Origin of the sequence: Paenibacillus sp. LPE1-1-1.1 (assembly GCF_040676435.1) — a bacterium.
Taxonomy (GTDB): domain Bacteria; phylum Bacillota; class Bacilli; order Paenibacillales; family Paenibacillaceae; genus Pristimantibacillus.
Genome location: NZ_JBEGHY010000012.1, coordinates 892,074 through 910,961, shown reverse-complemented (window position 1 = coordinate 910,961; position 18,888 = coordinate 892,074). Strand labels below are relative to the sequence as shown.

Annotated in this window: 20 protein-coding genes; 6 read left to right on the top strand and 14 right to left on the bottom strand. The window is 51.6% G+C overall.

All coding sequences use genetic code 11. From position 1 onward, the window contains the following. Window positions 1-213 precede the first annotated feature (213 nt). Genes MRBLPE1_RS14515 through MRBLPE1_RS14505 form a run of 3 tightly spaced genes read left to right on the top strand, consistent with a single transcriptional unit; the run spans window position 214 to window position 2,254 of the window. Window positions 214-642, top strand: coding sequence for a YbhB/YbcL family Raf kinase inhibitor-like protein (locus tag MRBLPE1_RS14515; protein ID WP_364146372.1), 429 nt, complete (start codon window positions 214-216; stop codon window positions 640-642). Window positions 643-675: 33 nt separating this feature from the next. Continuing rightward, the gene (locus tag MRBLPE1_RS14510; RefSeq protein ID WP_364146370.1) at window positions 676-879 is read left to right on the top strand and encodes a hypothetical protein; all 204 of its coding nucleotides are present in this window, start codon (window positions 676-678) and stop codon (window positions 877-879) included. Beyond that, the gene (locus MRBLPE1_RS14505) at window positions 848-2,254 is read left to right on the top strand and encodes an MFS transporter (RefSeq protein ID WP_364146369.1); all 1,407 of its coding nucleotides are present in this window, start codon (window positions 848-850) and stop codon (window positions 2,252-2,254) included. The genes MRBLPE1_RS14510 and MRBLPE1_RS14505 overlap by 32 nt, the downstream gene beginning before the upstream one ends. A gap of 805 nt (window positions 2,255-3,059) precedes the next feature. Here the strand turns inward: MRBLPE1_RS14505 and MRBLPE1_RS14500 are convergent. From MRBLPE1_RS14500 to MRBLPE1_RS14485, 4 genes are read right to left on the bottom strand one after another with little or no spacing between them, the layout of a single operon-like run. Continuing rightward, on the bottom strand, window positions 3,060-3,980 hold the full coding sequence (locus tag MRBLPE1_RS14500) for an alpha/beta hydrolase (protein ID WP_364146367.1): 921 nt from the start codon (window positions 3,978-3,980) through the stop codon (window positions 3,060-3,062). A 19-nt stretch (window positions 3,981-3,999) separates the two neighbouring features. After that, window positions 4,000-4,632, bottom strand: coding sequence for a bifunctional 4-hydroxy-2-oxoglutarate aldolase/2-dehydro-3-deoxy-phosphogluconate aldolase (locus tag MRBLPE1_RS14495; protein ID WP_364146366.1), 633 nt, complete (start codon window positions 4,630-4,632; stop codon window positions 4,000-4,002). A gap of 28 nt (window positions 4,633-4,660) precedes the next feature. Continuing rightward, the gene (gene mutY / locus MRBLPE1_RS14490; RefSeq protein WP_364146364.1) at window positions 4,661-5,890 is read right to left on the bottom strand and encodes an A/G-specific adenine glycosylase; all 1,230 of its coding nucleotides are present in this window, start codon (window positions 5,888-5,890) and stop codon (window positions 4,661-4,663) included. After that, window positions 5,890-6,771: an AraC family transcriptional regulator gene (locus MRBLPE1_RS14485; protein ID WP_364146362.1), complete on the bottom strand. Its 882-nt coding sequence runs from the start codon at window positions 6,769-6,771 to the stop codon at window positions 5,890-5,892. Before MRBLPE1_RS14485 ends, mutY begins: the two co-directional genes overlap by 1 nt. A gap of 170 nt (window positions 6,772-6,941) precedes the next feature. Between MRBLPE1_RS14485 and MRBLPE1_RS14480 the strand changes: the two genes are divergently transcribed. Continuing rightward, a complete protein-coding gene (locus tag MRBLPE1_RS14480) occupies window positions 6,942-7,298 on the top strand; it encodes a c-type cytochrome (protein WP_364146360.1) in 357 nt (118 codons plus the stop codon). Window positions 7,299-7,436: 138 nt separating this feature from the next. Here the strand turns inward: MRBLPE1_RS14480 and MRBLPE1_RS14475 are convergent, their stop codons facing one another. From MRBLPE1_RS14475 to MRBLPE1_RS14455, 5 genes are all read right to left on the bottom strand, one after another. Continuing rightward, entirely contained in the window at window positions 7,437-7,664 is a 228-nt protein-coding gene (locus MRBLPE1_RS14475; RefSeq protein ID WP_364146358.1) for a hypothetical protein, read from the bottom strand. Window positions 7,665-7,724: 60 nt separating this feature from the next. Beyond that, on the bottom strand, window positions 7,725-8,123 hold the full coding sequence (gene acpS / locus MRBLPE1_RS14470; protein WP_364146356.1) for a holo-ACP synthase: 399 nt from the start codon (window positions 8,121-8,123) through the stop codon (window positions 7,725-7,727). Between the two features lie 91 nt (window positions 8,124-8,214). Next, window positions 8,215-10,317, bottom strand: coding sequence for a copper resistance CopC/CopD family protein (locus tag MRBLPE1_RS14465; protein ID WP_364146355.1), 2,103 nt, complete (start codon window positions 10,315-10,317; stop codon window positions 8,215-8,217). A gap of 9 nt (window positions 10,318-10,326) precedes the next feature. Continuing rightward, window positions 10,327-11,388, bottom strand: coding sequence for a DUF4198 domain-containing protein (locus tag MRBLPE1_RS14460; protein ID WP_364146353.1), 1,062 nt, complete (start codon window positions 11,386-11,388; stop codon window positions 10,327-10,329). 121 nt (window positions 11,389-11,509) lie between these two features. Next, complete coding sequence (locus MRBLPE1_RS14455) at window positions 11,510-13,141, bottom strand: hypothetical protein (protein ID WP_364146351.1); 1,632 nt, start codon at window positions 13,139-13,141, stop codon at window positions 11,510-11,512. Between the two features lie 161 nt (window positions 13,142-13,302). Between MRBLPE1_RS14455 and MRBLPE1_RS14450 the strand changes: the two genes are divergently transcribed. Further along, complete coding sequence (locus MRBLPE1_RS14450; protein ID WP_364146349.1) at window positions 13,303-14,451, top strand: SGNH/GDSL hydrolase family protein; 1,149 nt, start codon at window positions 13,303-13,305, stop codon at window positions 14,449-14,451. A 142-nt stretch (window positions 14,452-14,593) separates the two neighbouring features. Here the strand turns inward: MRBLPE1_RS14450 and MRBLPE1_RS14445 are convergent, their stop codons facing one another. Then, complete coding sequence (locus MRBLPE1_RS14445) at window positions 14,594-14,938, bottom strand: DUF3243 domain-containing protein (protein ID WP_364146348.1); 345 nt, start codon at window positions 14,936-14,938, stop codon at window positions 14,594-14,596. Between the two features lie 165 nt (window positions 14,939-15,103). Here MRBLPE1_RS14445 and MRBLPE1_RS14440 point away from each other — a divergent pair, with 165 nt between their 5' ends. Then, complete coding sequence (locus MRBLPE1_RS14440; RefSeq protein ID WP_364146346.1) at window positions 15,104-15,322, top strand: hypothetical protein; 219 nt, start codon at window positions 15,104-15,106, stop codon at window positions 15,320-15,322. A 69-nt stretch (window positions 15,323-15,391) separates the two neighbouring features. On the opposite strand, the gene MRBLPE1_RS14435 is transcribed toward MRBLPE1_RS14440, so the two are convergent. From MRBLPE1_RS14435 to nadE, 4 genes are all read right to left on the bottom strand, one after another. Then, entirely contained in the window at window positions 15,392-16,582 is a 1,191-nt protein-coding gene (locus tag MRBLPE1_RS14435; protein WP_364146344.1) for an MFS transporter, read from the bottom strand. Between the two features lie 105 nt (window positions 16,583-16,687). Continuing rightward, window positions 16,688-17,074 carry a DUF2809 domain-containing protein gene (locus tag MRBLPE1_RS14430; RefSeq protein WP_364146342.1) on the bottom strand — a complete coding sequence of 129 codons (387 nt, stop codon included), beginning with the start codon at window positions 17,072-17,074 and terminating at the stop codon, window positions 16,688-16,690. A 15-nt stretch (window positions 17,075-17,089) separates the two neighbouring features. After that, the gene (locus MRBLPE1_RS14425) at window positions 17,090-17,920 is read right to left on the bottom strand and encodes a hypothetical protein (protein ID WP_364146340.1); all 831 of its coding nucleotides are present in this window, start codon (window positions 17,918-17,920) and stop codon (window positions 17,090-17,092) included. Window positions 17,921-18,068: 148 nt separating this feature from the next. Continuing rightward, window positions 18,069-18,878 (bottom strand): ammonia-dependent NAD(+) synthetase, encoded by an 810-nt coding sequence (nadE, locus tag MRBLPE1_RS14420; protein ID WP_364146339.1) that lies wholly within the window; start codon window positions 18,876-18,878, stop codon window positions 18,069-18,071. Window positions 18,879-18,888: the final 10 nt, after the last annotated feature.

The following is an 18,888-nucleotide window of genomic DNA, read 5'->3' as shown; positions in this document are numbered from 1 at the left end:
AAAACAAAGGTAAAATTCAATAATCTAACAACTAAACGATTTATGTTTACAGAATCGATTATTGTATATATAATCGAATTTGTATCGACAAAAAGGAGGAATTTTACAATGAACAACAATCCATTAGCCAAATTACCGGAAGTCGCAGCCTTTCAGGTGGTAAGTAACGACATTATCGAGGGCCTTCCCCTACCGCCACAGCAGTACTCAGGTATGTCAGGTGTGGAAGGTGCCAAAGATCTTTCACCCCATTTGAAATGGTCGGGTGCACCCCATGGGTCGAAGAGTTTCGCCGTAACAGCATATGACCCAGACGCCCCAACCGGATCGGGATTATGGCACTGGGCCGTCATTAACATCCCTGCCAGCGTCACCGAACTTGCGACCGGTGCAGGTGACGAGTACGGCAGCGGCTTACCGAAAGGCGCCCTGCAGCTGCCGAACGATTTGAGGCTCCAACGGTTTATCGGTGCGGCGCCCCCAGCGGGACACGGTCCTCATCGGTATTATTTTATCGTTCATGCGCTGGATGTCGAGAATATCGGCGTCGACCCTAGCGCCACGCCGGCGTTCTTAGGATTCACCATGCTGAGCCATACGCTGGGGAGAGCCGTACTCGTGGTAACAGGGGAGACCAAATAATCCAAGTCATTTGAGGTCACAGGAGACGATGACATGAAAAAAAGTGAGCTTCGGCATGTGACACAGAACGACCCGCCCCCTCAAAGCGTATGCCCCATGTGCCAGGAGCCCATGAAAATTTTGAAGCATACGATCATTTGCGGCTGCGGGAGCAAAATCAACAAAATGGGCGTTGAGCACCGTCCTAAAGGAATGAGGCGTACCCATGCAAACCCATACAAGCATTCAAAAGAATAACGGGGAGTTATTACTTGTTTTACTTGTCTTTACACTCATTATCTCTGTCATGAATGCAACTATGTTTAATGTTGTACTTCCAACGATCAGCGATCAGTTTCAACTCTCACCATCGCAAGTGAGCTGGATCATCACGGGCTATATGATCGTATATGCAATTGGCTCGGTCACTTACGGAAAATTGACAGACAGATACAGTTTGAAGAATTTGTTGACCTTTGGTCTGATCCTTTTTGCCATTGGATCCGTTGTCGGTTTGGTGGCTGCCCAATATTGGATGGTCATTGCGGGGCGGATTGTACAGGCGGCTGGCGCATCGGTCATCCCGGCGACTGCTATGATCGTGCCAGTTCGTTACTTTTCACCCGAAAGGCGCGGTCGTGCGCTCGGTACCGTCGCAATCGGGTTTGCACTCGGTTCGGCACTCGGTCCGATCATTGCTGGGATAGTGAGCAGTACGTGGAACTGGCGGGTACTATTTGTGATATCGCTATTATCGTTGCTTACGCTGCCCATGTATCGAAAATATTTGGAGGATGAAAAGGGAGCCGCCGGCAAAATGGATTTCATAGGCGGATTTCTTTTGGCGGGCACAGTAGCCATTCTTCTACTGGCTTTAACAAACGTTAATAGTTGGTTCGCCTTGGCGGGTGCTATTTCTTTCGCTCTTTTCTTATTACGTATACGCTATGCCGCAGCTCCGTTCATCAACCCGGCTATATTTCGAAACAAACCGTTTTCATTCAGTCTAATGATGACTTTCGTTATGATCGGGATCAGCTTTGCTATTCCATTCATTACACCTCAGCTGCTTTCTTCTGCCAATCATTTATCACCGGTGCTCATCGGGATGGTTATGCTGCCGTCTGCCCTAATGGCTGCACTATTGGGTCGTCGAGGCGGAAAATTAGCGGATGAAAAGGGAATTCCGTTCCTGGTGTATACAGCGTCAGCGCTTCTTATTATCGGCTTCATCTGTTTGTCTTCAGTCGTTGGCATGTCGCCAGTCTTTATTGCGGTCTTTCTTATTTTCGGCGTCCTGGGTCAATCGTTCATGCAAATTGCGATGTCAAATACCGTTTCACGAACGCTATCACAAGAGCATCTGGGAGTAGGAATGGGGTTGTTCACCATGATTACTTTTATTTCTTCGGCTGCATCAACAGCTGCGATCGGCAAGATCCTGGATTTCGGCACATCGACCTTTCACATAAATCCAATTCCTCACAATAGCTCCACTTTCGTATACAGCAACATTTTCCTAGCACTTGCCTTTCTGGTCGTTGTGATGGCCGCATTGTATTATGTACAATTTAGGTGTGCAGCCAAAATGGCTAAGGACGAAAAACCAGATCGCACATCAGTTACTTCGTGACCTGAACGCCAGGATTAAAATACATGTCCATTCCTGCCGAAAAGTTTAACAATTGTAAGGGAGCATTCTCAAAAGGGTCAAACTCGTAGTCGGCTATCTTTTCTGGAACCTCTGCTTTAGCCAAAAACGACCATGCAGGCCTATGCCTGCTTGGTCGCTTTGGTTTTCCATCTCATCTTTACTCTCATAGCGAAACACGAGCTTTTGATCGGCAGTGCACGTCCAAGTATCTGCCTCCGCGTCGTTGTTGGACCAGTTTTTTGGCGTGGCGTTAATGCCATCTTTATTCGCATACATAGTAATCTGACCATCATTCACCTTGATATTATTCGTTTCGATGCCTCCTTCAATAGGAGCAATCAGTTAAAGCCCGCTGATTGTTTCAAATGCTTTAAATAACGGGCACGGATCAGTAGAAAGTACAGGAATTGCGCGGCAATTTGGGTTTTGCTGTGTTTTTTGATCATCGTATATTGAGGACTCACGCCGTCATACCATTAAACAACTTTATTTTCTGCAACCCCTATATCAAGCGACTCAGATTAAACAACTCTATTTTCCGTTAAACAACTTTATTTCGAGTTAAACATCTTTATTTTCGCTCACCATCACTTGCTTAACGGGTAGTTTCCGAACGGCTATGTAATCAAACTGTAATATTTCTCTCATCTTGGTTTCATCTTATGCTTATATAATGAATTCATGACCCCCCTTTATTATATATTCTCTCTTGGAGCCTGCAGCCTTGTGCCGCGGGCTTCCTTTTTGTTTGAAGATAGATATATAAGCACATGATAAGCAAAAACTATGCATTATTATTTATTAAGAAAGGCATGACACTCTCCCAAAATACGGGGTCTTGCTCCGATTGGCTGTGGCCGGTCCCCGATACAAAGAGCGTTTTTACAAGCCCCTCAGGCAGCTCGCCCTTCAGTTTCATCAAATCCTCCGCGCTTATAAAATCATCGCCCTTGGCATGAATCATTAGAACCGGCGTGCGTCCGGCTTCCGAGAATCCCGCCCGCTTCGCCAGCACCAGCGGTATGCTTGCTTCCTTGAATTGCGTCCGCGAAATGCGCGCGCGGATAAGCCAAATCTTCGGAATTAGATAGGCTAACGGGAAGATCGGCAGTTTTTTGCGCCGCAGCTCCGACTTCATCATCGTCTCGAACCGAACGGGCATGGAGTCCGTTACGACGGCGCTGACCTTCATTCCTTGGTCAAGCGCGAGCAGCGCGCCAAAGCCGCCAAGCGAATGTCCGAGCACCGAAATCCGGTTTGGATCAATACCTCGCAGCTGCTTGGCCGCTTCTACCGCAGCCAGAACGTCATCACGAAACATCAACGCGGAAGGCGCCGATATGGAATCGCTGTCGCCGTGGCTCCGCGCGTCATACATCCATACCGCAAAGCCCGCTTCGTAGATCGGTCTGGCATATCGGAGTACTCTCGTCCGGTTAGAGCCCCATCCGTGTGCAATCACAATCAGAGGCGCAAGCCCCTCTCGGGTTAAGGCATCCGATGCCGGCTGCAGCAGCCAGCCCTCCAGCTTGGAGCCGTGGCTTGTAAAGGATACGGACTGCCACTGCGTCCCGATGGCAGGAGCATTGCCGTTCGCAAGCTTCCGCGGTGTCTGGCTGCGGGCGCCCATTTGCCATAATAATGCGGCAGCCAGCACAATGATGATGAGAATGAAGACGGGTAATAACCATGAGACATCGTCCATCCCAGCTACCTTCCTTTCTCTACAAGGCTTTCACGGCTTCAACGAACTGCCGGGCCTTCTCCGTTACCTGATCGAATTTGCCTTCGCGAACCCACTCCAGATTGACAAGCTTGCTGCCCATTCCGACAGCATTCGCTCCTGCTTTAAAATAATCGGCAATATTATGCAAATCAACGCCGCCGGTGGCGATCATCGGAATCGTATCGAGCGGACCGCGAATTTCTTGCAGGTAGCCTATGCCAAGCGTTCCCATTGGGAAAATTTTTACGGCATCGGCTCCGGCCTTCCATGCCTTCACGATTTCTGTCGGCGTCATAACGCCGGGCCAGACGGAGACTCCCCGCTCGCGGCCGTACGCAATCACTTCCTCATCCAAATTAGGGGATATGAGAAATTGCGCTCCTGCGGCAACGGCTTGCTCCGCGAGGGCCACATCCGTTACCGTGCCTGCTCCGACAGCTGCTTTGCCGTCAAACTTCGTACGCCAACGATTGATCATTGCCGCCGCGCCATCCGTATTCATCGTAATTTCCATCATATAAATACCGCCGTCGATTAAAGCCTGCGCGGCAGCGTCCGCATGCCGGTCTTCGATTCCCCTTAATATCGCTACGATTTTGTGCTGCAGAAGCAGCTCAAGCATTTGACCCATTCTTATCTCCTCCGGCCTGTACATTCATTTATTCCCAAAATTGCTTTAACATGCGCAAAAATAAATTCGGAAACGGCAACGTTTCCATATCTTCCTTGCCAATCCATCGATACGCGCTCATCCCGGCAGCTTGCAAACCTTGCGTATCCGCAGCCTCCGCAGCCTCATATCCGGCGTTTACTTCAGCAGCTATGAGATTACGCTCAGGCTCGGACGATGCTGCCACATCCTCAAGCACATTCGCCACTTCGCCTAAATCAGCCAAATAGAATCGCATTTTCCAATGAATATGGCTGAAAATATGATCCGCATCCATAAACCAGCTGCGCGGCCTTATGAGCAATCCCGTATCTTCCTCCAGCATGCGGCTGATCATCTCAGCCAGCTCGCCCTGCTCCTTCGGCGCTGAATCGGCCAGCCAGCCTGCCTTATCCGGCGGCAGCAGCAAATGCGGCAGCTCCCACATCTGAGCAAGCAGCCCCGTATCCGGGCGCTGCCTTACGAGCACCTTGCCCGCATTCACCCCGCTGCCTACGACAATGGCTGCCGCCCTGAATTCCGGACGCGGCGGCTTCGCCTTTGTTTTTATCGGCAATTCCGACTCCCTGCCCGCAAGGCGTGCCGCGCAATGCTCCATCACCGGGCATGGCAGGCAGCTGGGCGATTTGGGCGTGCAAACAAGCGCTCCAAGTTCCATAAGCGCTTGGTTAAAATCACCAGCGGCACCTTCCGGTATAAGCGAGGCAGCCAGCTTCTCGATGCCTACCCGCGTAGATGCCTTCGCAATGTCGTCCTCGAGGCAAAAATAACGGGAGAGCACGCGCATCACGTTACCATCGACTGCCGGCTCCGGCCGGTTAAACGCTATGCTCATAATCGCTCCGCTTGTGTACGGACCCACGCCCTTCAGTCCCGCTACGGAAGCTTTATCGTCCGGAACGATCCCGCCGTATCGCGCTACTACCTCTTTGGCGCCTGCTTGCAAATTGCGCGCGCGCGAGTAATAGCCGAGGCCCTCCCAGCTCTTGAGCACCTCCGTCTCCGGCGCTTCCGCAAGCGCGCTTACGGTCGGGAATTTACTCATGAACTGGTTATAATAAGGAATAACCGTATCCACCCTCGTCTGCTGCAGCATAATTTCAGATACCCATACGCGGTACGGGTCACGATTAATCCGCCATGGCAAATCGCGCTTGATCAGCCGATACCAATTAAGCAGCTCCGTGCTAAAAAATAGTTTGACATCCTCTTGTCCCATTAGCTGTTATCCTCCTCGCTAGTTGATGCCTCCGGCCCCAACCGGCTGCAGCTGTTAAGTCGTCCGATGCGGCGGTATTGAACAGGCGTGATCCCCATGTATCTCTTGAACAGCCTGGATAAATAGTGGTTTTGCATGCCTACCTGCTTGGCCACGGCCGCCACCGGCAGCTCCGTTCCCATTAGCAGATCCTTAGCGAGCGCAATCCGGCGATTGGTTACATATTGAATCGGGGAGCAGCCCATAATGCTTTTGAAAGAGGTAATAAAATAATTCGGATGCAAAAAGGCGAATTTCGCCAGCTCTTCGACTTGTATGTTCTCATGCAAGTTCGCTTCAATGTAGGCAAGCACCTCGTTCCACTTCACCTCGGAATCGGGATCAGGCTGGTCTTCTCTCTGAACATCGCTTTCATCCATATAAATGGCAAGCAGCTCCAGCAAAACGGCCTTCAGCCGCAGCTCTCTCGTAATGGTATTGGAGTGCTGGTACGCATCCATTTTGTCAAAAAGCTCCTTGACCGCCTGCCTGTCCTGCACGATAACGAATGGCGGCAGCTGCAAGGAATTCATGACTTGAACATCGCCTAGCTCTAATCGAAAATGGCACCAATAGCGGCTAAAATTTTCGTCGCCCTCCGTACCAAACGATTGCATCGTACCCGCCGGAAATAAATAAAGGGTTCCCGGCTGCAAATCATGCTTTTCTTCATCGATCATAGCCCAGCCTTTTCCCTTCTCTGTGTAACAGAAACGGTAAAAGTCCGGCTCAGATTTTTGTTCTAACCAGCCTGGGACACTTTCGGTATAAGCGCTCATAATAACGTCGGCTTGGAGTTTTTTCAATTGATTCTGTAAAATGCCATCTATTGTCGGTTTCATGAATTCTCCTGTAGGTAAAACTGCGATATAATAGATAAATAAACATCGTGTTCGGCTGTCAGCCTTCTCTATTATACGAATTAACGCTTCAAATTCATATGGACGTCTTGTGAATAGCCTTGATAAGACCAATATTTACATAATTATACAATAAGAAGGGATGAATTTTATTGTTCGCCAAGCGGAATCCCATTTTTATCCTTATTTTGTTCGTTTCTTTGATGCTGATGCTGGCATTAACAGCCTGCGGAGGCAGCGGGAATGCAGCATCAGGCAAAGACGGCGCGCTTGATGGGCCCGATGAAGTTGTCTCGGTATATAAGGCCAATTGCGTTAGCTGCCATGGTACCGGGCTCCAAGGGAGAGTAGGCCCTGCTACCAATCTCCAAAAGGTTGGCGAGCGTATGAGCGCTTCGGACATCACGCAGCAAATCGAACAAGGCGAGGGCTCGATGCCGGCTTTTAAAGACCGTTTGACCACCGAGGAAATTACGGGCCTTTCGAATTGGCTGGCTGCCAAAAAGTAGCATAAGGCGTCCCTAACGCAATAAAGCCTATAACGCCGGGATTATTCATAACAATAACCTTATCACTGCATATCCATAAAAAAAAGGATGCCCTGGCTGACTAAGCTGCCGCAGGCATCCTTTTTTGTTCGTAATCGTCTAATAGCCGATATGGTGACCATTTATTTTGGGAGATTTCATGAAATGAAGCGCGGACTGCCCGGCGTACGTCCAATTCGTTTCGCCCATTTGCGGATGCAACGGGAACAAATCCCCCTGGACCAGCACCAGATCTCCGCCCCAATCGTCCGAATACAGGCCGTCATACTCGACCCATTGCCCCGTCTTAAAACGGCGCTTCGTCTTCTGCTGCCGCTGCTCCTTCATTGCCGACATCCCCTCTCGACTGCTAACTTGGTATATTACATTCCAAGTATAGGCAAAAGGTTACTCCGATATCCGTTCCGCAACGGCAAATGCGGACGCGAGCTTACGCTCATGCGTAATGGTTACATGAATTCGCACGTCCTCCGGCCGAAGTCCCAGACGCTCCCAAGCACCTGCGGATAAATAGCATTCCGGTTTGCCGCAGCTCCCCCGCAAAATTTCGATGTCCGTAAATCCAATCACATTGCCAATGCCGCAGCCAAACGCCTTTACGACTGCTTCTTTTGCCGCAAAACGGCCCGCTGTAAATTGATGGAGCCGCTCTCCCGCATAATGCAATGCAAGCTCCCGTTCGCCGCCTGAGAGCACGCGCTCTAGAAATCTTTTGCCCGTGCGACCGTCTAACACTTTGGCTATTCTCGTAATATCCGATAAATCATGTCCGATGCCGATGATCATACTAACACCCGCCTTTTCCCTGAAGGTGAGATTAGCAGAAGGCATCAAAGAAGTCAAGAAATGCTTCCTTTTTCCGAGCTCCCCGGTCCAATTATTCCTTGATCGGCTCCCCTGTCAAGCGTTCGTAATGGAAGCTGTTGCCCTCTTCATCCAGCACGTCTATCGTTATTAAGCTTGCCTGCTTATCATCGATAAACTCGCCGGATGCCAGGTACGTATATTTTGTAAATCCGGGATACTCGAATAATTCAGCTGCGCGCGGCTGAAGCCCAAGCGGGATCGGCACTTCTTCCCCGTTTTTATTATCTTTAGGAGCTACAACAGCCATCACCGAAGCAGCCGCTCCTTGCCCTTCAGGAAGCCAGACATCGAGTCTCGCGGTTTGCACCTTCGACTGCTCATCCTCTGAGATGCGCATGCTCATATGCGCTTTGTCGCCCATGACATGCCAATATATCGGTTCCGAAAGTTTCTGCGCCGCATCAGCCGGAGGGGAGGTGGAGGATAACCAGCCGGCCAGCACAAACAATGCGACTGCGAGCAGCACCTCGGCCCGAATGCCCAGCAGCAACCCTCTTCCAGAAAGACCCTGCGCGATGCGCGGCATAAATACCAGCCTGTGAAAAGCAGCGATGGCGAGCACAAGCAGCATGAATCCGGTTTTGGCGGTAATAAGCCTGCCGTAAGGCGTTGCCAGCAGCTGTTCCCATGCCGAAAGCCTCGCTGCTGCCAGCCAGATCCCGCTGATCAAAATCAAGCCCATGCTGGGCAGCGCCCAAATCGCAAAGCGCGCTGCCGATTGATTCAAGCGATCGGCAGCATCCCTCTCAAAGGTTAGGGACAGCAGGCCCGCAAGGCCGCCGAACCAAATGGCTGCCGCCCCCATATGAATCGTGTGGGCGATGATGGCCGCCGCTGCGCCCTCTAATGCCGCGTAGGCATGGCCCGTCAGCGGGAAAGTCACGATGATAGCCGATGCAGCAGCAAATTTAAGAGGATTTGCCCATAAGCGCTCCCTGCTTGGCGCGAATGCGAGCAAAAGCGCGAGTATGGCGAGCGCCGTTCTAAGCACTGCCATCCTGCCAATCATCGTACCGGAAGCCAGATCATATAAGGCTGCGCCGCCAAATTGCTCGGACAGCATCGTTAATCGCGATAGTCCGGAAATCAACCACACGAATGCCGCGGCGCCGATAACAATCCGTTCGGCCCGCAGCGAGAAGCCGATCGGTGCCTTTTTCTCCCCGTCTCTCCAAATCACGTAGCGAAAGAACAAAATCCCCGTAAGCAGCACGCTTACCAGAATATCAAGCACGCGCAGCGCAACCATGCTGCCATGGCCGCCTGTATGCTCATGCTCCCCCTCCTCGGCATGGCTGCTTCCGCCGTGGCCGTCGTGATCGCCATGGCCGCTGGCCTGGCTGGTCCCTCCCGCTTCCGTCTGCGGCGAAGCAGCATCCGCGGGCTCGGCGCCGGCAGCTGACGGACTTGCTTCGCCTCCGTTTCCGCTTCCGGAGCTTCCGGCTGTCGCTGTATCCGGCGTTGCTGCCGGCTTATCGCCGCTGTCCGAAGCAGCTGGCGCGCTTGGCTCGCTGCTTGCTTCGCCAGCTGCTGACGGCGCGACGCTTGCTTCGCCAGCCGCTATCGGCGTATCGTTGGGCTTTGCCGCAGCTGTCGGCCTCGGCGTACTGCTCGGCTTCTTCGTAGGCGCGGGCTTCGCCGTTGATTCCGGCTTAACCGTCGCTTCCGCTCCATTGCCGGTGCCGTCTCCAGCGCTTCCGTTCCCGTCTCCGTCCAAGGATACCGTATCATCCGGTTTGGAATGTTCCAGCTTCACGCCGACTGCGAATTGGAAGGAACCGTCCGTCATATGCGAATCCAGCGAAAGCACCTGCCAGCCGGCCTCATAGACGCCATTCTCCAGCTTTGGAATCGTATAAATAAGCGTCTGATCGCCTTCAGCGCTTAATGTGCCTGCAATGGCTGCTCCGTCATCGACCCGTTGGAGCGAAATGCTGCTCAGCTTCGTATCGATTTTTTCAGTAAACTTAATTCGTATGGCCGTTGGTGATTCCGTCAACTCAGCATCCTGATAGGGGGCCGATTGCGCAATATAGGCATGCGCCGAGACGAAGCCCGGCATGCATGCCCACATCATAATAAATAAGGTAATCCAATTTATTCGCTTCTTCATCATCAAGCCTTACTTCGTATAGACCGCAACCGCTGCTTGATTTCCGCCTACTGCCGGGAAATACTCAACGAATGCGCCTGCCGCTTCTGCCGCGGAACGAAGCGGTACAAGGCCAGTTCCTTTATACGCTGCATCCACATGCTGTTTTATAAAGGATGCATTCACCTTTGTCGTGCCTTGCGTTATGGTCAGGCTGCTGGCAGCCGCTGCATTTCCGTTTACATAGATAAGCGGTTTAGCCGAGGATGGCGTGCCGGGAAGCTTTACGGATTTATTTTGAACCGTAAACGTTAGGGTCGCTTCGTAATTTGTAGTGCTGTACTCGCCTTCCTTGGCTTCCGCCGTGCTCGGCTTCGCGCGGACCAAATAATAATCGGCTGCGCCTGTTTTAAAGGTAATCACGCCTCTGGCATCCGTCTTCAGCTGGGCCGCTTCCGAATTGCTTCGACGGATGATATCCACTGCCGTATCGGCTAGCGGCTTACCCTTTAGGAGAAGCTGAATCGATACCGTCTCGTCCGGTGTAACCGCAGCCGGGTTAAATACGGGGACAAGCTCAGCCCGGTCCGGGCTTACCTGCTTGGAGAAGCCCTTCAGTGCTTTCACCCGCTCAAGAACGGGAATATCGCCAACGGCTACAAATGATTTTGCGCTGCGCAGGGTACGGCTTGCAGCCTCTGCCCCTTTGAACACACTGTCTGCTTCCGTGGAAATAATATACGCTCCGGGTATATTCGATTTAAACGATGCAACAAAGTAATTGTTCAGTGCAGGCGACTCTTCCGTTGCCGGCTCGCCCGTATAAAAACGCGTGCCTGTAATATCCGACTTCACGCCAGCCGGCGTTGTCACGAATACTTTCGAGCTGTTGCCCCACTGCCCGTCTATGCGGTAGCTTTTGTGCTCATTAGAGTGGTTTCCGTACATAAGCTCCACGTAAGAGATTTGGTTTTGCGCTACGATCGGAGCGCTTGTCTGCGACCATCCGTCATGCGCGAATACAGGAACCGCCGCTCCAAACACCAATACTGCCGCTAGGGCAGCGCCTGCGATTTTTTTCTTAAACATCATTCAAAAAAACCTCCATCGATTTGGATTAACTGTCCAAATTGTAGCAATGGAGGTCTTTCTGCGCATGACTCGTTAGGGCTATAGAGCTGTGAACGATGTGTGAAGAGCGTGCGGCAATGTATTAAAGCGTATATTCCGAAAAATCAACCGCAGATCCGTTTATTCGATTGTCGCTGATACCCTGGCTGTCTACCGTAAGCTCCAGCCTCGTCTCATCACGAGTGACATACCGAACGCTTAGATTCTCGCCTGATAACCATATTGGCGAGTTTCTTCTTGCCTCAGCCGCAAAAGCTTCAAAGATCGGCAGCCCGATCCGTTTTGCATCACTGCAGCTGACCGCTTCGATAATGACGCCGTTATGCGCCCCCTCGCTTGTCACGACATACCGGTCGGATAAACATTCAAGCACACAGGGCTGCATCACATAAACGGACCAATAGACCTGATTCGTCTGTCCGAGCAGCATTCCAGGCTCCTGCATCCATTCGATATGAGGTAAAATTCCGATTATACGATTCTCGGTGCCTTCCGGAATAGCGTAGAGCGCAGCAATCGTATTTTTGTAAAACAAAACTTCCGTATTCCCGGTTTGATGTCTCGGATCCTCGTTCCCATTGCGATCAGACGGGTGGAAAAAATAAGCTTGATTCACGCCTTCTTGCCGACCTGCGGGCAATGAAATATCCCAGCGATGCTGCTCGTTATCAAACTCTGCGTACCGCTCCCACATCCCGCCCGCCGCAAACTCCTCCGTAATATAGGCATAGCTGTGCAGCTTAGTCGTACCCCCGCCCGATTGCTTCGTAATGAGCTTCTTCACCTCGGCCGGCTCGCTGCGGTTGATCGCTCGTTTACGGATCTCTTCAGGCGCTTCGTAAAACAAGAAGCCTGCGTACTCCGTCCGAGGCAGCTGAGCAGGCAGCTCGAAATCGCCAAATTGCACGTAGTCATGCAGAACATTGCCGTCCAGCGGGATATCATGCTTTTGCGCTCGGCAATGAGCTCCGACAAAAGCCCCTTTCAAATAAAACGCGGACCGCTCGTCCCATAGAAAGTCCAGCATGCCCGCTAGCTCTTGCTTGATTGCTTGATCCTTGATTAAATGCCATGCGCATGTAAATGCCTGCACCCAATGCCAGAACCAAGGCAGACTATTGTATTCGGACATGCCCTGCTTTCGGATATGAGCGAGGGAGAGCCCGAGATTGCTGCGTCCGTCTTCCGTTAAAGCGGCATCCTCGTACCGTTCGCCGAAAATCAGCTTAGCAGCCGTATATTTGGCATCGTGATGACCGAATACATTATTTTGACGATAAAATCCGCTCCGATAGACATGCTCCAGCGCGGAATCAAATGCCTGTTGAAGCTTAGAGCTAAAATGGGAGCTGTAGCGGCTCGCAAAAAAAGCCATCAAGCTGCCCATCAGCTCCACGGGCAAAGCATTCGGCGCGGCTTCCCGCGGCGAAGTGCCTAAGTTAAGCGGCCAATGTCCATAGGTCGCACGGTTTGAGTCTTGATCCTGAAGAGCCAATACCTCCAGCAATACGGCTTCGGCCGTTTCCTTGGCGCCCTTCGCTTCGAAGGACAGCTTCTCCGGCTGATCAACCGCGGCCGCAAACAGGTAGGACGCATAATAAAAATTATCGCGAATATCGTGATGAAACCATAGCCCGCTGCTTAGGACGGGCTGCTGCTGCGCCGCAGTGGCTATTTTTAGCACAATCTCGTTCTGCCTGGCTGTAAAGCTCATCATACCGGTCTCCTTGAAAGTCTGATTTTTCTTCTAATCATATCTAATTTAAACCGCTAGAGAAACCTCATTATTGTTTTCTATTAAAAATAATGATAGGTTTGAGAGAAATGCTTTCTCTCACCGGAGAGGCTAAATATTCATAGAAGGAGCTGGAAATTTTGCAAACGGGCTTCACCTCACTTACCGCTTTGTCCAGTGCGTCAAATTTTATGTGGAGGCCGGAGAAACCAGCGACCATGACCTTCCGCACCTACATTCGGCCGCGGGAATACGGCCTGCTTTCGTTCAAGCTTTGGCACAGCAATACGGTCGATTCGACATGGGCGGACGGCTCGGAATCGAAGGCCAACGATCAAGGTGGACAATGGCGGATCGAATCCTGCTCCGTGGCTGACGGCGGCTTGCAGCCGGATGGCAGCGTCGCTGAAGGCAGCGTGCGCCCTGTCACGTTTGGCGGAGAGCTCTCGCGGGATGTGGAGAAGGCTGAGCAGTTCTGGAGCGACCAGGTATCGGTGCTCATACCCGAGCATCATTTTCTGGCGTTCAGCTGGTCCATTACGGTAGTCGGCTTTGAGAACGGACTGCCGTTCAATACGGAGACTTTGCTTGCAAGCGCCTATGAGGCGGAGGGAGATTTGGCTGGACAAGCTTCGGCAAACCTCTATGCGCCTGCCGGCAATCGTCAGGTCCTTCCTTCACTGCTTGCGTACGAAAAGGCCGTGTCGAAGCAGATCGTGTTTCTCGGGGATTCCATTACGCAGGGCGTACGGACGGAGCAAGATGGATACGCCTTCTGGGCTGCAAAAATTGCTGCCGGTTTTGGCGCTGATATCGGGGTATGGAATATTGGCAGCGGCTGGGCCCGCGCTTATGATCTGGTCGACGACAGCCCTTGGCTTAACAAAGCAAAGTTCGGTGACGAGGTGGTGATTTGCCTCGGCGTTAACGATATCGGTACGGCCAATCGCAGCGCCGAGCAATTGATAGCCGATTTAACGGCAATTATCCAGCAGCTTATCGAGAACAAACCGGGTCTTGCCGTTTGGCTGTGCACGCTGCCTGCTTTCAACTTCGAAGGCGAGCACGAGCTTGTCTGGCGCACCGTTAACGATTGGATCCGCTCGGGTTCGGCAGCCGGCGTTGCCGGTGTCTTCGACATGGCCAAGGTGCTTGGGCAAGTGGCTCCGAACGACCAGCTGCTGCAGGCTGCCTACATGAGCCCCCATAACGATCCCCACCCGAACGGCCATGCGGGTACAGCGGTTGCGGAAGCCTTCTTGGACTGGTATACGGAACATACGAAATAGCATTGGCCACTGGCTGCCGGCTCGCGAGCTGGCTTAAAAGCAAGGAGGCTGCCTCGGTAAGCGTTATGCCTTCCGAGACAGCCTCCTATTTGAATGGCCTTCTATCTTGGCCTGCACTAGTACAAGCAAGTAATGCGGCTGCTTACGCTTTTGCCTGCGCCAGCTTCACGAGCAGATGGGACAGCTTATGCTGCTCTTCTTCGTTTCCGACCTTCCACAGCTCCTGCAACAGCTTTTCCTCGCGGTTGCGCGGGTCCTCATTCTTCGCTAAGTATCCTGCTACCTTCTGTGCTACTAATGCCAGCTGCTCCTCATTTAAACCGATATTCTCAGCCAGCTCGATTCGTTTGGCAAGATAACCTTTGAAATGCTCGAAATTTTGCAAAATATCATCTTTGATCCCCGCGTCCATACGATCCAAGGTTTGATCGATTTTCCCAAGCTCCAGCTCGCCGTCTTTATCCACAACATGTTTAATCTCTGACATATAAATTCCTCCCAGTACGGTAAATTTACTATCGGTCTATTTATACCCCTACATCATGCGAACCAAACATCAGGCTTCAAATCGCCGCCACCTAATAGCCGCCTGTTTGACCGCCACTCGAAACGGGTAGTACAACGTAATCAAACCAAAAAGAGGTGGACAATCATGAATGAATTTGAGAAGGATGCAGACGGCGTAGACAAAATAGGCAAACGCGATCACCCCGAGCAGTACCCGACGGAGAATGAGAGCTTGTTCGATAAATTCAAGAGCCAACAAACGGTAGATCCGATTCCCGTTGAAGACCTCAAGCTTCAAGTAGAGGACGAGAAGCACAAGGAAGAGACCAAGCATAAATCATCCAGTGAGAATAAATATAAGTAAACGCAGGAAAACAGCAAAGAGGACGCCGAAATCATCCGGCGTCCTCTTTGTCGTTAGATCCAAACCTGCCTACTTTGCCTCTACCGCCTGTTCGCGCGGACGAAAACCGAAGCCAAGCAGCGCAAACGCGAGAAATGCGGCACCCATAAACAAAAAGATGCTGTACAAGGACACATAGCGGATGCCGTAGCCTCCGAGAGTTGGCCCCATGATGCTGCCGATGCTGAAATGTATCGAAGCAATGACATTTGCCGCAGGCAAAATGGCACGAGGCAAAATATCCGCCGCATAGGCAAGGCCCAAGGAATAAAACGAACCGACCGCCCCGCCCGCGATAGCGAATAAAACAAACAAAAGTGCCGTATGGCTCCCTGCAGCCGGTATAGCCAAGAACGCAAGGGAGCCGACTATGCCGCATGTTATCAGCACGGGCTTCCGCCCGATTCGGTCACTCCAAATCCCCAGCGGAAGCTGAAGGATTAGGCTGCCGATGCCGAAGGATAAAAGCAGAAGCGAGATCCAATGCTGGCCCAGCCCGATCCGCAAGCCGTAAAGCGGAAAGCTGCTGTTCATAGACGCTTCCATCAAGCCGTATAGAAACCCAGGGATGAGCACGAACCATGCGATACGATAGGTTTTTACGAACCGGTTTCCGGCAGCCGCATCTTTAACAGGCCGTTCGGGCAGCTCATTACTCATCCGCAGCACCAGCAAAAGCACCATGATGAAGAAAATACAGGAGACAATAAACGGAACGGCCCTGCCAAGCGGAAGCAAATTAATCCCGAGCGGTCCTAGGCTGAAGCCAAGTCCATACGCCATGCCGTACAACGAAATATATCTGCCTCTGCGCTCCGCGGGACTTGAGCTTACAATCCACAGCTGGGTTGCAAAATGCAGCGAGCTGTCGCCCACGCCTACCAGCAGACGCAAGATGAACCAAACCGCTAATGAATGGGTAAACGGGAAAAGGAGGCTGGCAACCGTAACTAACGCAATGCCTGCTACGATTACTTTCTTGTAACCGAAGCGCAAAACAGGTTTCTCCACGAAAAACATTGTACAGAAAATACCAATATACATAGCAGCCGAGTTAATGCCATTCCTATCGGACGAGACGCCCGCATCCTCCAGCATAATCGACAGCAGCGGCAGCAGCAGCCCTTGGCTCATTCCCGCCACAACGACGACGAGCAGCAAGGTTATTAAACGAAAACGAAAAAAAGAAGGCGAAGCTGAAGCAATTGCACTTGATGACAAACCTGTTGCACTCCCTTACGTAAACAATTGAACACATTTTCACATTGTATACGTATAGGCGGAGCCTGACAACCGCCCATTCCTTGGGAACTGAATCGTGGATCATCAGCCGATGCGTTTGCGAATAATCCATCCGTCTGCCGCTGCCGCCAGCGCGATTCCCGCTGTATACCTCACTAAATCCACTGTCACAAAACCGCTGCCGAGCACTAAGGCCCCCAGAAACGTGCTTCGGATGCCATGGATCCATTCCGCTTGGTACAGCTGGCTCAGCTCGATGCCAAAACAAAAGACAATGCCAATCAGCGCCGGCCAAACGATTGTTTTTGTAGGCCAGAGCACACGGATGCCAAAATAAACCATACTCGCCCAAAGCGCGTCGCCAAAATGCGCGGCAACGAATGCCGGCAGCGCTTCGGCATAGCTTCTAGAGCCGTAGCCAAGTATCATTGCGATAATCATCGCAGCTAAATATGGAGCCCTTGCTTTCAATCCCTACACATCCTCTTACCCGGATTGCAAAAATAAGCCGATTTTTTCATGTATGGCATCCCAGTCTGAGCTGGTCTTATCCAGCAAAATCCGATCTAGGGGCAGCGTCTCCAAAATCGCTAATTCAGCTGTCTTGCGCTGTTCGAGCACCTCAAGCAGCCCGTCTACTCCGCTTAAGCTATTCGCTTTCCCGTAGCCCTGTTCTGTATAATACCAGGTAATAAAACTTAACCACTCTTCCGGTCGTTCCGCAATAACGCTGGAGAAAGACCGTTTAAAGCGATCATCCTGCAAATAAATCAGCTTTGGGTTCAATGCGTGTATGCGGCCGTACAAGGAATGGATATACGCAGATCGTTCCGGCCCTGTCCGGTTATCCCGAACCATCATGACCGTCATTGGATTTTGTAAAAAACAGCATTCCAAGATGTACACTTCATCTCCGTTGACGGCCCGCTCTGCAAATACGCTCCACCTTTGCAGGATTAACAGCTGATGCTGCGCGAGAGGCAGATTGTAAACGTCATGAGTGCCGAAGTCTTCTCCTTCGAAAGCATCCGTTACCTTCGCCAGCTTGCCGTAATACAGCAGAATTCCGCCTGCTACTGCTTCGGAATACCTCCGTAGCAGAGACTCCTGATCTTTGTATCGTTGCAGAAGGGCTTCGAACTGCGCTTCCGTTAAATAAGCAGCAGCCTCGTAATCGGCGGGATGCTCCAAATCTCCTTCCAAAAACAATTGATTCGGTATATGCCGTTCATCCAATAGCTTCTTTACGTAACGCGCGGTGCTCGTTTTTCCTGAGCCGGGCAGGCCTTCCACTAAAATCAGCTTCGTATTTTTCATAGGCATGGCTCCTTTCATTGTTTAGGTAATTCTCTATGCTGCCAATCACTCCTTCCTTTGCTGCGAACATGGCCAAAAAAAAGACCGCCCTGCTCCGATTGCTCGGTCTCAGGACAGTCTTCGTAGCGTACTCTAAACCTAGCAGCCGTTAAATGCCCGGTATCGGGGAACGCTTATGCTCGGTTTTCAAATATTGTTTTTCAAGCTTTTCACGCGCTTCCGCAGGGACTTCTTTGCCCTCGAGATAATCGCTGTTGTCGCCATAGGTAATGCCCAGCTCTGCCTCGTCGGTTTGTCCGTCCCACAGGCCTGCGGTAGGCGCCTTATCGAGCACGCTTTGCGGCACGCCGATATGCGAAGCTAACTGGCGGACCTGGCGCTTGTTAAGCGAGCTAAGCGGAGTAATATCCACTGCACCGTCGCCCCATTTGGTATAAAAGCCCGTAATCGCTTCAGACGCGTGGTCTGTCCCGACAACCAACAGGTTTAAATCAAACGCAAGCGCGTACTGCATAACCATGCGCGTTCTTGCCTTCACGTTTCCTTTGCCACCGCGGCTCAAATGACGCGGAATGCCCAATGATTTGAAGCTATGCTCCACCTCAATCGCAATCTCGTCCACGGCTTCCGCAATGTTCGTCTCCGCGCGATGCTTCAGCTGGAAAGCTTCGGCTACCGCGTAGCTGTCAGCAATGTCGGATTGCGTCCCGTAAGGCTGGAACACGCCAAGCGTCATATACTCCCGGCCCGTCTCCGCGCTTAGCTCATCCGTTGCTTTTTTGCAAAGCCCGGCTGCTACGGCGCTGTCGATCCCGCCGCTGATCGCAATAAGCAATCCTGCCGTGCCCGATTGCTTTACGTATTGCTTCAAAAAATCTACCCGATTACGAATCTCAACCTCGGGATCGATTTCCGGCTTAACGCCGAGTCTTTCAATAATTTCTTGTTGTAAGCTCATAGCCACCGTC